We start from the raw sequence: 12586 nt of genomic DNA on the forward strand, positions 1-12586 counted from the left end.
ATCAGCGGGAGTGGTGCGCGGCAGCGGCCCGAAGCTCGGTCCGGTTGGCCGATCGGCCGAGGGCGTCGAACCGAAGTGAGCGCGCGCGAAACCCGCGATACACGTACGCCGGCGGTAGGTTGGGCCATACGATCCGGCTGCGCTCCACAGCGGGGAATCGGGCGGCCAGCTCGGCGGCGAAGCGTCGGGCCGGCGGCGTCCACGCGGCGTGCACGTAGGCGAAGGTGCTGAACCGGCCGTCCTCGCCCAGCGCACCGCCCACCGCGTCGAGGATGCGGCGCTGCCGCTCGTGCGGCATGACCGTCCATGGCAGGCCGGACACCACGACGTCGACCGGGTGCGCCGTCAACGTCGCCAGGTCGGCGGCGGAGCCGTGGACCACCTCGACCGGGCCGCCGGCGTACCGGTTCGCGAGCTGGCGGGCGAGCACCGGGTTGAGTTCGACGGCGACGAGCCGGACGCCCGGTGCCAGCCGCCGCAGGATCGCCTCGGTGATCGCCCCGGTGCCGGGTCCGAGTTCCACGACGGCGCGGGCGCGCTCCAGGTCGAGCCCGTCGGTCATGGCGTCGGCGAGGCGGCGGGAGCTGGCGGCGAGGGCGCCGGTCAGCGCGGGACGGCGCAGAAATTCGCGAATGATCGACATGCCGCGACAGTAGGGAGGCGACTCGTCGTCGTGCGTCAGCCTCCAGGGCGGACCAGCCCCGTCTCGTACGCCACCACGACGGCGTGCACCCGGTCGCGGATGTGCAGCTTGGCGAGGACCCGAGCCACATGGGTCTTGACGGTGGTCTCGCCAAGAAAGAGCTTGCCGGCGATCTCGGCGTTGCTCAAGCCGCGGGCGAGCAGGCCGAGCACTTCCCGCTCCCGATCGGTCAGCGCGTCGAGGCGCGGGTCGGCGATCGGGGCGGCGACTCCCGTCACGTACCGGTCGAGCAGCCGCCGGGTCACCGACGGGGCAACCATCGCGTCGCCACGCAGGACGCCGCGCATCGCGACGAGCATCTCGTCGGCCGGCGCGTCCTTGACCAGGAACCCGCTCGCGCCGGCGCGCAGCGCCGCGTAGGCGTACTCGTCGAGATCGAAGGTCGTGATGACCAGCACCCGCGTGCCGGGCAGCTCGGCGCAGACCCGCTCGGTGGCGGCCACGCCGTCAAGGCGCGGCATCCGCACGTCCATGAGCACCAGGTCAGGACGCAGCGCGACGGCCTTCGCCACGGCCGCCTCGCCGTCGGCGGCCTCGCCGACGACGGTGAGGTCCGGCTGGCTGTCCACCACCATCCGCAGGCCGACCCGGATCAGCTCCTGGTCGTCGCAGATCAGGACACTGGCCGCCGTCACGTCGGACTCACCCGGAGCGTGGCCGTCACCCGATAGCCGCCCTCGCCGGTCGGGCCGGCGTCGAGCGTGCCGCCGAACATGGCGACCCGTTCCCGCATACCGGTCAGGCCATGCCCGGATGCCGGGAACGCGTCGAGGCGCACCGGCCCGCCGCCGTTGGTCACCTCGATGCGCACGACCCGGTTCGTCCCAGCGCAACCAAAGTCGACAACGACCCCGGCCGGCGCGTCGACGGGCGCGTGTTTGACCACATTGGTGAGGGCCTCCTGCACGATCCGGTAAGCCTGCACCGCCGCGCTCGCCGGCAGCCCCCCGGTGTCGCCGGCGACCACGAGGTCGATGGCGGGCCGGCCGACGCTCACCCGGGAGACCAACTCCCGCAGATCGGCCGTGGCGGGCTGGGGCGCACGCGAAGAAGGGTCGACGTGCAGCACCTCGACCAGGCGCCGCAAGTCGCCCAGGGCGGCCCGGCCAGTAGCGCTGATGGTCTTCAGCGTGCGGTCGACCGCGTCCGGATCAGCACGGCGGATCAGCGCGGCGCCCTCGGCGTTGACCACCATCACGCTCACGCTGTGCGCCAACACGTCGTGCAACTCGCGGGCAATCCGGTTCCGTTCCTCCGCCACCGCGGCCCGGGCGAGCGCCCGCCGCTCCGACTCGGCGACCGTCGCCCGCCGCTCCACCTCCGCGAAGTACTCGCGCCGCGCCCGCATGAACTCGCCGACCACCCAGGCGATGGCGATCATCAGGAGAAAGCCGAGGGTGCCCCAACCGCCGTCCTCACCCGGATACCGAGTGATCGCCCAGGTGCCGAAGAGAACGGCGACGAGCCCGGCCATCACCACCGCCGCCACCCGCCGCCCCCGCACCGCGAACGTGTAGACGACGACCAGCAGCGCGAGCGTGGCGATCGGGATCTGCCACTGCCACACCTGCGCCCCATACGACACCCACGCCGCGGCGAGCATCGTCGCCGCCGCGGCGACCGGACAGCGCCGACGCCACAGCAACGGCAGCACCAGACCGGCGTGGACCACCGCCTGGATCCACGGCGCACGCCAGCCGTCGCCGGTCTGATACAGGCTGGGCACGGACAACACCATGATCAACACCGCGTCGCCGACCCACGGATGGCCACGCAGCCACAGGTTGATCCGGTACACACCCCCACAGTAGGGCACCGGCCGGCCCGCAGCCTCGTCCCAAGCGGCGGCCTCCCGGTCCTCCTTGGGAACGACCGGGACCGCCCGCACGACGGACGCGCGACTACAAGCGCCACCGTGATTTGGCGGTTTTCGATGTTCGCGAGTGCGGCGCCGCCTCACGGGGCTCACCGGCTTGGGCCCGTCCTGCTCCAGCTGCTTACGCACCCTGACGACTCCCGCCGCCGGTCCGCGCGAATTGCGGCAGATGAGGACGCCAGGCGTAGCGTCCTTTCCTCAAGGTCGACGCCCGATGCCATGGTTCGCGGTGCGTGTCCGCGCATCGGACAGCCGATTCGAGTCGTGACGACGCGAGACCGGTTCATCACAGCGGACCGGCGGCCATATCGCAGCCCCGTCCGCTTCGCCTCGGTCGACATGTCCACCACCGTGCTGTGTGCGTGCGGTGTTGATCGCGCCGCGGTGCCGGCGGCGCTATTGGGTTGCATTGGCCGGGAGCCGGGCGGGAGGATCGCGTCCATGCCAACCGTGGAGATCAAGATCCGCCCTTATTCCGACGATGATTGGGACGCGATCGCGCGTATCCACGACGCCGCCCGCCTCGACGAGCTGCGCGGCTCCGTCGGCGTGGAGGCCTTCCTGACGCTTGCGCAGACCGCCGAGGGCGAAGGGTTGTTCGACGGCCAGCTTTGGGTCGCCGAGGACGACGGCACCGTGACCGGTTTCGTCGCGCTCGACGACGACGAAGTCACGTGGCTGTACGTCGACCCTCAGCACTACCGGCAGGGAGTCGGCAGAGCGCTGCTGCGGCACGCGCTGGCTGCTGCCGGGCCTCGGGTGGAGGTCACTGTGCTCGACGGCAACCTGGCCGGGATGGGACTCTACTTGAGCGAGGGCTTCACGATCACGGAGACCCGGACAGGCTCGTTGGTCGGCAACGAGGCATTCACTGCCACGGGTCACATCATGCACCGCGACGCAGCGGTGACTCACGCCCAGTTCAACGGCATATGATGGACATCCGCTCAGCGCAACACAAACGTTCACCGTTGTCCGAGTCGACGCGATGGAGTCGTTTGATGCCCTCACCGGGGTCTCGCGATTTCAGGGCCGACGAGTTGGTGCCATGCTGCTGCGTGCAGGACGCGAAACAGATCGAAGCGCGGGCCACGATCGTTCGCTGACGCGACGCTCACGCGGGTCCACCCCTCCGAGCCAACGTCGAGATGAGTGCCTATCCCGGAAGTCGGAGCGCACTGTATCTCTGCACCACCGAGCGTTCGACCCACCGCCCTCGTCTCAGAGCGCGGCGCCCAGTCGGCGGCTACTTATTCGATTGGATCTACGACCCGTGCCCGGCCAGGCTGGGTCGAGGTAGCCGGTGGGTTCGCTCTCTTCGCGGCTGTCCACCGGATCCGGGGAGGTGACTCTCATCTGGCATGCGCCCGCCGGCTACCGTCCGGGGAGTGACTCAAGAGGGATTTGTGCAGCTCGAAGTAGCTCTGCCCTCCCTGTCGACATCAATCGGTCTGACGGTGCGGGAGGAACCAGCACATGAGTCGCGTGTTGATCGGAGTGGATCCGCACAAACGGTCGGCCACGATCGAAGCCATCGACGAGCGGGAAAGAGTCCTGACCCGGAGGCGTTTCGGCACCGACAGCGACGGCTACCAGCAGACGCCGGCGGCCGGCCGCGCGTTCAGCGACCGGGTATGGGCGGTCGAAGGCTGCAACGGTGTGGGCCGGCACATCGCCCAGCGCCTGGTCGCCGACGGCGAACAGGTTCTCGACGTACCGGCCAAGCTGTCTGCCCGAGTCCGGGTCTTCGACACCGGCCAGGCCGCAAGACCGACCCGGTCGACGCACACGTTCCTCACCCGTGGCCAGGCCAGTTACCTGCTACGCACCGCGCCGCCACCGGACGGCATCGTCGCCCAGACCCGACACGCGTCCTGGCCCTCACTACGCAACCTGGCCATCAACGCGCTGCGACTGGCCGGACGCTCCGACATGAAGCCACCCGACGGGCCAACCGCCGGCCCGACCTCGCCGCTAGACGATCATGGACGGCAGCGGCCACCGGCGCAGCCGGTACGGCAGCCACACCAGCATGGTGCCCACCTGTGCGACCAGGCCCTCGGCCGCGAAGTCACGGGCGATGTCCAGATCGACGTCGCTGGCCGGCGCGCCCTCGACGACCTGGGCCAGGACCCGCAGGTACGCCGGGTCGTCGACGGTGTGCAGGTTGAGCCGGCCGGCCCGGCGGTCACGGACCTGAACGAAGCCCGGGCCTGCGCGGAACGTGCACTTGTCGATGTAGTGGGAGCGGCGCCACGCGTCGAGGGGGTCGTCGGTGTCGTCGTCGGCCGCCGCCGACAGCTCCGCCGGTGGATGCAGGTGGCAGTAGACCCGCCAGTTCGACCCGTCGTAGGGCAGCAGCAGCCGCCAGTCCACTGCGATCCCGAAGCTGGTCAGGTCGCGTACCAGCACGAGGCGGCGCACCGCGTCCCGGGACGCCGCGTCGGTGTCGTCGACGGCCAGGTCCACCGGATCGGGCAGCGACACGTGCCGTACCCCGGCGTGGAACCATCGGGCGGCGGCCTCGCCGGCCGGCTCACGCAACTCGGTGACGCCGAGGTCGATTCCGGGTATGGCGCGCACCGCCGGGTCGTGATCGCGGGCGAGGCGGACCAGGACGGGCTCCCGGGTGGATGCGGCGACGGCCATAACGGCCTCCCCTCAGACGGCGCTCAGGGCGGCCTGCTCGGCCGGCCCGTTCGCGGTGTGGTCGGTTTCCGGCCGCGCGCCGACGCGTTCCGGGTGCAGGTGGTCGATCCGGAGCAGGTCCTGGTTCATCGCCCGGGGCGCGACATGCACGAACTGCCCGCCGTCGGTGAAGACGATGCCCAGCTCCCGCCAGCGCCGCAGTAGGGATGCCACCTCGGGCTCGGGGCGGTGGAGCCGGCGGGCCAGCGAGTCGACGGTGTGCGGCTGGTCGAGCTGCCGGAAGGCGGCGACCTCCGGCGCGGCGGTCAGGCGAAGCACCCGCCAGGCGAAGTGCTTGCGGCGGCTGACCAGCACGATCTCCTCGCCGAGATCGTGGTGGGTCAGCTGGCTGCGGGCGTACTCGTGCTGCCACTCGGTCACGGCCTCCTCCAGCCGGGTCGCCAGCTCCGCGCCGATGCCCTGCTCGGGCACGTCGAAGATGTACGCCAGGTCCATCAGCTCCGACTCGGGCAGGTCGTAGTTCAGGCGGTACTGTCCCGCCGGCCGCAGGTCGCCGAAGCCGAGCTCGGGACGGTTGAAGTACGGGCTGAACCGCTCGATGGCGATGCGGCTGCTGCCGCCGGCCGGGGCCAGGTGGTGCAGAGCCGGGAACTGGTCCAGGATCGTCTGGTAGTCCTCGTCGGTCTCGCCGGGGAAGCCGTAGAGGTAGTTCCAGGCGACGGTGACGCCGCTGGTCTCGGCGTCGCGCAGCATGCGTACGTTCAGGCAGCCGGTCACCCCCTTGTCCATGATCTTGAGAACCCGGCTGTTGAGGTTCTCGATCCCGGGCTGCACGCTCACCAGGCCGGCGTCGGCCAGCGCCTGCACCTGCGCGCCCTTCATGTTGGACTTGATCTCGTACTGCAACCGCAGGTCGTAGTCGGACTCGGCGAGTCTGGGCAGCAGCGAGGTCACGTATCCCATGTCGAGGATGTTGTCGACCACGAACATGTCGAGCACCTGGTGCCGCTCGGCGAGAGAGACGATCTCGTCGTAGAACCTGCTCGGGCTCTTGCTGCGGAACTCCATGAACGAGCCGTTGAGCCCGCAGAAGGTGCAGTGGTGCTTCTCGCCCCACCAGCATCCCCGGGCGCCCTCGACGACCAGTTTCGGCTCGACCCAGTTGCGGGCCCGGGAGGCGGCGAGCCGCTCGAAGTAGCCGGCGTAGTCAGGGGTGACGATCTCGGCGGGCGGCAGCGGCTTGGTGCTCATCGGGTTCGCGATCCGCCGGCCGTCCGGGGCGGTCCAGCACAACCCCTCGACGCCGGCCAGTCCCACGGCGGCCCCCGGCGGCACCGGTGGGCGCGCGGGGTCGCCGCCGGCCAGGGCGGCCAGCAGCCGCGGGAACGCCGCCTCGCCCTCGCCGCGCACCACCAGGTCGACGAAGGGGAAGTTGCGGTGCAGGGCCGCGCCCTGCTCGCCGTCGCAGTTGGCCCCGCCGAACACGGTACGGATCGTCGGATCCAGCCGCTTGACGTGCTTGGCCGCCGCCAGCGCGGCGGTGTTCTGCTGGAAGGTGGAGGTGAAACCGACCAGGTCCGGCGCCCGCTCGACGATCCGCGTCGCCAGTTCGGCGATGAACTGCGGGGCGGACCGGTGCAGCTCGACGTTGCGCGCGAGTTCCCGCTCGGACATCTGGTCGCGGACCCGGCTGGTGAACTCGTCCAGCCGCCACCGCGGGTCGTCGTAGAGCGCGGAGGAGAAGACCCAGTCACCGCACCCGGCGAAGTAGGTGAACAGGGAATAGTACTGGTAGTCGTGCAGGGTGAACTCGGTGCGGTCGACCACCCAGTCGACGTAGTCGAGGTTGGCGTGCACGACCTCGACCTCGGCATCCGGGCAACTCCGGCGGACGCTGTTGGTGAGGATCCCCAGCGCCAGGGACGGGACATCGATGGACGCCCACGGCATGTTGACCAGCAGAACCCGCACGTCACCTCTCCTTGCTCACGAAGCCCGGACCCGACGAGGGCGACACCGAAGTGGGATCGCCGGGTGCCGGCCGAGGCGCGGGACCGGCGATCCCACTCGGTGGTGGATCAGAACTTGACGGTGACCGTCACCGTGACGGCGACGTCGGAACGGACCTGGTCGCGGTTGCCGCTGATCGGGTCGTTCTCGATGATGTTCTTACGCATGGGCTCTCACCTCCCCTCGCCATTCGTGGACCGTCAGGCCGCCGTCCGGTACGTCAGTCCGTCGGTCGCGCCATGGCGAGCGCGACCGGCGTCCCTTCGTCCCGTACGCCGTCGAAATGCCGCTGCATGAACAGCAGCACCGCCTGCATCAGGGAGACGTGACCACGGGCATCGAAATCCTCGTGCCCGGCTCGCGTCCGAAGGAGTTTCACGGGGACCCGGCGGTGCGACAGCGCCTCGGCGTAGCGTTCCACCGGGGCGGGCGGGCACCGGACGTCGTCGGTGGCCACGGCGATGAAGACCGGTGCGCGTACCCGGTCGACGTAGCTCGTGGGAGAGGAGTTTGCGTACCGCTGCGGGACCTCCTGCGGCGTGCCGTCGAACAGCATCGTGTCCAGCGCGCGGATCGCCGGGGTGGCGGCCGCGAAGGCGGCGGCGTAGTCGGCGACCGGGTTGATCGCGACGCCGAGCCGCCACAGGTCCGGCTGCACCCCGAGGGCGAGCAGGGTCAGGTACCCACCCCAGGAACTGCCCCAGAGCGCCACCCGGTGCTCGACGATCACTCCCCGCTCGCAGAGATGGGACCGGACGGCCGCCAGGTCCTCCAGCTGGGTGAGCCCGACGCCGGCGCGGAAGTCGTTGCGCCAGGCGGCCCCGTACCCGCTGGAGCCCCGGTAGTTGACCCGGACCACCGCACAGCCGGTCCGGACGAGCACCTCGACCAGCGGGTCGTACGCGTCCCGGGCGTGCTGGAACGGTCCGCCGTGCACCAGGAACACCGCCGGCAGCGGCCCGGTCCGGTCGGCGGGCGCCGCGACCAGCGCGTGGATCGGCCCGGCTGGCCCCGGCACCCAGATTTGCGTCCGCCGGCAGTACTGCGTCAGCGACACCGCCTCGTCACCCGGGCCGTCGTCCGGCGCCGTCGGCAGCTCCACCCCGGCGACGGAGCGGATCTGCGGCGGTGTCGTGGAGTCGGTCCAGACGTACGCCACGTCACCGTCGGGCCAGGCCGCGGCGTCCAGGATGCTGCCGGCCGGGGTGGGCACCTCGGTACGCGTCCCCGCCGACAGGTCGACACAGTACAGGTGGCTGCCGGCGTGTCGATCCTGGCGGACGAGGACGCGGGTCCCGTCCGGATACCAGCCGGCGGTGATCTCGGTGTCGAAGCGCCACTCGTGCCGGGCCAGCCCGCCGGCCCGGGTCCAGGTGGCCAGCGCGTACTCGCCGTTCTCCTCGACCACCAGCAGCAGCCGGGCCGGACCGGTCCCGGGCGCGAATCCCAGCGGCCAGACCCGTCCGGCGGCGCTGCCCGGCAGCACCGCCACCGGCGTGCCGTCGCCGGTCAGCACGGTGACCGCGGTGGGCGACGCGGCGTCGGTGCCGACCACGAGTAGCTGGCCAGCCGGGTCCACGTCAACCAGGTGGGCGTATCCGGGAACCCGGCAGATCCGGTCGACCCGGCCGGTGGCGGTCCGCCGGAACAGCGTCATGCCCCCGGTGTCGGAAAGGCCGATCACGGCGGTGCCGTCAGCGGCCATGGCGAGGCCGGCGTGCCGGGCCGGGGCGAGCCCCGGCAGTGCCTCGGTCGAGTGTTCCGGGTGGTCGATGTCGCAGACCCGCCAGCTGCCCACCCCGGTGAGGTCGTCGTCGAACCACCAGACGGTGGTGCCGCCAGGGTCGATGGCGGCCCGGACGGTGCCGGCCGCCCGGTCGGTGACCTGGCGCGCCGACCCGACCTCGCGGTCCCAGACGAAGACCTGGCAGCGCCCATCGGCGTCGCCGACGAAGACGGCCCGGTGCGGCGCGTGCTCGGCCACCAGCGGCAGCGCCGGATAGTAGACGCGGAAGTTGCGAGCCATCCTCAGTCCTCCTTCGCCGGGGCCGTGCCGGTGCGCAGCTTCCAAACGTTGGTGGTCGCGTATGCGGCCAGCATGGCCAGGACCGCCGCGAAGATCAGTGCCACCGCGCCGGGGTGGTACCGGGCGACCAGCGCGCCGGCGAGCACCGGCGCGAGCACCCGCAGCGCCTCTCCGGTCGTGCCGATCACCGTTGCCACCCGGCCCTGAAGGTGGTCGGGGGTGATCGTGATGGCGCGGGACTGGAAGACGATGGCCACCATGGGCGTGAGGAGGAAGACCAGCCCGAACAGCAGCCCGTAGCTCCAGGGCTGCCGGGCCACGCACAGCGCGGCGACCAGGCCCACCGTCGCCCACGACGCGATCGGGATGGCCACCACCGGCCGCAGGTGTCGCAGCACCCGCGGCGCGGACAACGCGCCGACGAGACCACCGACGCTGGCGATGGTGAGAATCAGGCCGACCGACACCGGCAGATCGCCACGGCCGCCGGCGACCAGGATCGTGTGGTATATCAGTGCGCCGAAGACGAAGTTGATGCCGGCGGCCCAGATGGTGACGAAACGTAGGAACGGGTGTTCCCACACGAAGCGCAGTCCGGTCCGCAGGTCGGCCAGGAACGAATTGCGGTCCGTCCGCTGTGGGTTGAGGTCGGTGCGAATTGCGGCAACGCAGGACGCGGCGACCAGGTAGGAGACCACGTCGGCGAGGAACGGTGCCCAACGCGCCAGTTGGAAGAGTGCCCCACCCAGCAGTGGCCCGGCGATCTGCATGGCGTGGTTGCGGGCCTCGAGCCGGGCCAGCGCCCGCTGGTCGTCAGGGGGCAGGACCCGCCGGATGGCCCCCGCGCCGGCCGACTCGTAGCCGGCCTGGGCGACGCCCTCCACGAAGGCGGCACCGGCCAGGATGCCGAGGGTCACCGCGTCGGCCGCCAGAGTGCCGGCGACCGTAGCCATGGCGCCGGCCGCCACCAGCAGCGCGGTGACCATCATGGCCTTGCGGGGCAGCCGGTCGGCCAGCACGCCCGCCGCCGGCGCCGCCACGAGCCGCCCGGCCAGGCCGAGGCCGCCCACCAGGCCGGCGGAGGTCGGCGAACCGCTGACGGCGAGCGCCACCAGCGGCAGGACCAAACCGGAGGCCTGGGAGCCGAGCAGGTTGATCCCGCCGGCCAGCCAGTAGAGACGAAAGTCGCGTGGGCGGGACGAGTCGGGCCGCAGCGGCAATTCACGAGCCGAGGTCGCCGTCATATTCTTCGTCGCGAGAATCGCACGTCTGGCTCCCATTTGCGGGCGCGGGAAAGGTCGACTCTGCAAAGCAGAGAGTTTCTACCTGTACGAGAACGCTAACAGTAGGTGGCGTGACTGGCAAGACATCAATCTCAGTGAATGATTGACGTCGATTTGATCTGACTTGTGGCAGGTGACGAAATTCGCTGGGCCTCTCCATGTAAAGGCGTGAGTGTGGAGGGTGGCCGATTTAGGCGGTTGGTTGCAGACACGCCCGAACCCGTTGCGCGGTAAGGGAAGGCCGCGGAAGCCCGTGGGGCTCTGTTGCGTTGGGCGGACGCATGATCGACTCCGGCTTGGCCGGTATGGTCTGCCTGCCCGGTGAGGTTGTCGTCTCGTCTCCGGTCCTGGTCTGCGCCGGCGTCGGCGTTCGTCGGGTTCCGGTTCCCGCCTGCGGTGATCGTTCTGGCGCGATCATCACCGGCCACGCCTTCGTGCAGAACATCCGACGCGGACACTACGAACTCGCCGCTGATGTCCCACCCGGTCTGCGGGGGCAGTCGCGTTCACGGAACTGGCGCGAGCGATCTGATCAGTGCCGGCTGACGCGCCTCGGCGTGTCCACCGATCCGCCAATGCAACAGCGCCGGGCACCCACCTGCCGACCGATCCTCACGAGAATCCCCACCGTCACCGGACCGGCCGGGTTGCGGACGATCTGGAGGATGAGTCGCGTGACGAGCCACTGGTGTTCGGCGATCGCGTCGAACAAGGCCAGCGCGACGACGCGTATCTCATCCTCGGGCATGGCCGAAGCCCCGGCGGGCCTGGTCGCCAGAACAGCGGTGATGACGGTCTCGGTCGCCGCACCGTCACCCAGGCCCAAGCCGTGATCGCCGCAGCGATCCTGCGGCAACCGCACGCCGTCGTCACCACCGGCCGGGCCTGGAACCCGGCCATCGCCACCCACGCCGCCGAACCCCGCACGGTGATGCCCATCGCCGCCTGACATCTGCAGGCGACCCGTCAAGCCCCGTCGGGGGCGAGCCCCACACGGCATTGAGGAACCACGGCTACCTCGACGCTCATCATGGGCAGCCCCGCCCGTCGTCTCACCAACCCGATCACACCCTGCCGGGACCAACCCCGCTACCGCTATGCCGGGACAGACAACCGACGAGACACCGACCAAAGGCTTGACGCAGAACGTCCTACGCTGATGAGCGTGCGCCCAGTTGGGGGACGGCCCAGTCTCGGATGACCCAACGTCGCCTGTCGTCGCCGCTGCAGCGCGCGGATCGCGGCTACCTATTGACTGGTGGTACGACCGGAGGGTCGGTGGCAACATTCATTGCGGCGGCGAGGATAGTCAGGATCGGGATCACCGCTTGGGGGACGAGCTCATACTCGCCACGCCGCTTCTGCGTGATCAGCCCCGACCCCTGCAACTCCCGCAGGTGGTGGTAGAGCTGGCCGCTGGTCGCATCCCCCTGGTTCGCGCCGAGCGCCTCCTGAAGGTCGACGTTGGTGCGGCGGCCCTCGCGCAAGAGCGCCCCGAGCAACGCCAGCCGCGGCTGGCTGCCGAGGGACTCCAGGATGCCGGCCGCTGGACCCCAGTCGGCCGGCAATAGCTCGGCGAGCGGTATCTGCCTGGCCCAGAGCAGTTCCCTGCCGGCCACGTACCCCGCATAACCCACCGTCCCGGGCAGGGACTGCTCCTCAGCCTCGCGGCGCCAGGCATGCAATACCCCCATCAGAGGGTTCGCACCTCGCGCGGCACGCTCCGGCGCGGCTTCGCCGCCGATCCGGCTCTCCAGGTGGGCGATCCGTCGCTCAAGTTCGTCGAACCTGTTGTCGTTCATGGTCGCATCCTTCGCTGATCCGTAACTACGGAGCAGCGTAGAGCATCGCAGCATGAAGCTGCAATGCGGTTCAGAGGAAGTCTGGAGCGATCCCTCCCGCGACGATCGCGTGTTCATCCGTCGCGGTAGGGATGAAAGCACGAACAATGCGTGGGGGCGAGATTCCTCAACCAACCGAACGCTGCCGACACCAAAGGTCCTCTATTCGACGAGTGCGGGTATGGCCGGATCGGCGGC

Annotated in this window: 10 protein-coding genes and 1 pseudogene; 2 read left to right on the forward strand and 9 right to left on the reverse strand. The window is 70.3% G+C overall.

The features are described from left to right. Position 1: 1 nt before the first annotated feature. Genes E1258_RS04060 through E1258_RS04070 form a run of 3 tightly spaced genes read right to left on the reverse strand, consistent with a single transcriptional unit; the run spans position 2 to position 2501 of the window. Positions 2–643, reverse strand: a complete 642-nt coding sequence (locus E1258_RS04060) for a class I SAM-dependent methyltransferase (RefSeq protein WP_132396936.1) — start codon at positions 641–643, stop codon at positions 2–4. A 35-nt stretch (positions 644–678) separates the two neighbouring features. After that, entirely contained in the window at positions 679–1338 is a 660-nt protein-coding gene (locus tag E1258_RS04065; protein WP_132396938.1) for a response regulator transcription factor, read from the reverse strand. Further along, the gene (locus E1258_RS04070; protein WP_207919388.1) at positions 1335–2501 is read right to left on the reverse strand and encodes a sensor histidine kinase; all 1167 of its coding nucleotides are present in this window, start codon (positions 2499–2501) and stop codon (positions 1335–1337) included. The genes E1258_RS04065 and E1258_RS04070 overlap by 4 nt, the downstream gene beginning before the upstream one ends. Positions 2502–3020: 519 nt before the next feature. On the opposite strand from E1258_RS04070, the gene E1258_RS04075 reads away from it, so the two are divergent. Next, positions 3021–3515, forward strand: a complete 495-nt coding sequence (locus tag E1258_RS04075; protein ID WP_132396987.1) for a GNAT family N-acetyltransferase — start codon at positions 3021–3023, stop codon at positions 3513–3515. 1038 nt (positions 3516–4553) lie between these two features. Here E1258_RS04075 and E1258_RS04085 read toward each other — a convergent pair. From E1258_RS04085 to E1258_RS04100, 4 genes are all read right to left on the reverse strand, one after another. Next, the gene (locus E1258_RS04085; RefSeq protein WP_132396940.1) at positions 4554–5228 is read right to left on the reverse strand and encodes a DUF5825 family protein; all 675 of its coding nucleotides are present in this window, start codon (positions 5226–5228) and stop codon (positions 4554–4556) included. A 12-nt stretch (positions 5229–5240) separates the two neighbouring features. Beyond that, a complete protein-coding gene (locus E1258_RS04090) occupies positions 5241–7199 on the reverse strand; it encodes a RiPP maturation radical SAM C-methyltransferase (RefSeq protein ID WP_132396942.1) in 1959 nt (652 codons plus the stop codon). Positions 7200–7458: 259 nt separating this feature from the next. Beyond that, positions 7459–9264 carry an alpha/beta fold hydrolase gene (locus tag E1258_RS04095; RefSeq protein WP_132396944.1) on the reverse strand — a complete coding sequence of 602 codons (1806 nt, stop codon included), beginning with the start codon at positions 9262–9264 and terminating at the stop codon, positions 7459–7461. Positions 9265–9266: 2 nt separating this feature from the next. Then, the gene (locus E1258_RS04100; RefSeq protein ID WP_165949630.1) at positions 9267–10484 is read right to left on the reverse strand and encodes an MFS transporter; all 1218 of its coding nucleotides are present in this window, start codon (positions 10482–10484) and stop codon (positions 9267–9269) included. Between the two features lie 476 nt (positions 10485–10960). On the opposite strand from E1258_RS04100, the pseudogene E1258_RS35670 reads away from it, so the two are divergent. Continuing rightward, positions 10961–11079, forward strand: a pseudogene (locus E1258_RS35670) (IS6 family transposase); the annotation flags it as partial. Here E1258_RS35670 and E1258_RS04110 read toward each other — a convergent pair. Together E1258_RS04110 and E1258_RS04115 are read right to left on the reverse strand one after the other, a co-directional pair. Continuing rightward, positions 11080–11373 carry a hypothetical protein gene (locus E1258_RS04110; protein ID WP_207919390.1) on the reverse strand — a complete coding sequence of 98 codons (294 nt, stop codon included), beginning with the start codon at positions 11371–11373 and terminating at the stop codon, positions 11080–11082. 418 nt (positions 11374–11791) lie between these two features. Further along, complete coding sequence (locus E1258_RS04115) at positions 11792–12349, reverse strand: helix-turn-helix domain-containing protein (RefSeq protein WP_132396948.1); 558 nt, start codon at positions 12347–12349, stop codon at positions 11792–11794. Positions 12350–12586: the final 237 nt, after the last annotated feature.

The sequence above is a fragment of the Micromonospora sp. KC207 genome (genome assembly GCF_004348615.1).
In the GTDB taxonomy this organism is placed as follows: Bacteria; Actinomycetota; Actinomycetes; order Mycobacteriales; family Micromonosporaceae; genus Micromonospora.

Coding starts and splice junctions, on each gene's coding strand:
- E1258_RS04060 (WP_132396936.1), bottom strand. CDS start 643: ATGTCGATCATTCGCGAATTTCTGCGCCGTCCCGCGCTGACCGGCGCC.
- E1258_RS04075 (WP_132396987.1), top strand. CDS start 3,021: ATGCCAACCGTGGAGATCAAGATCCGCCCTTATTCCGACGATGATTGG.
- E1258_RS04085 (WP_132396940.1), bottom strand. CDS start 5,228: ATGGCCGTCGCCGCATCCACCCGGGAGCCCGTCCTGGTCCGCCTCGCC.
- E1258_RS04095 (WP_132396944.1), bottom strand. CDS start 9,264: ATGGCTCGCAACTTCCGCGTCTACTATCCGGCGCTGCCGCTGGTGGCC.
- E1258_RS04115 (WP_132396948.1), bottom strand. CDS start 12,349: ATGAACGACAACAGGTTCGACGAACTTGAGCGACGGATCGCCCACCTG.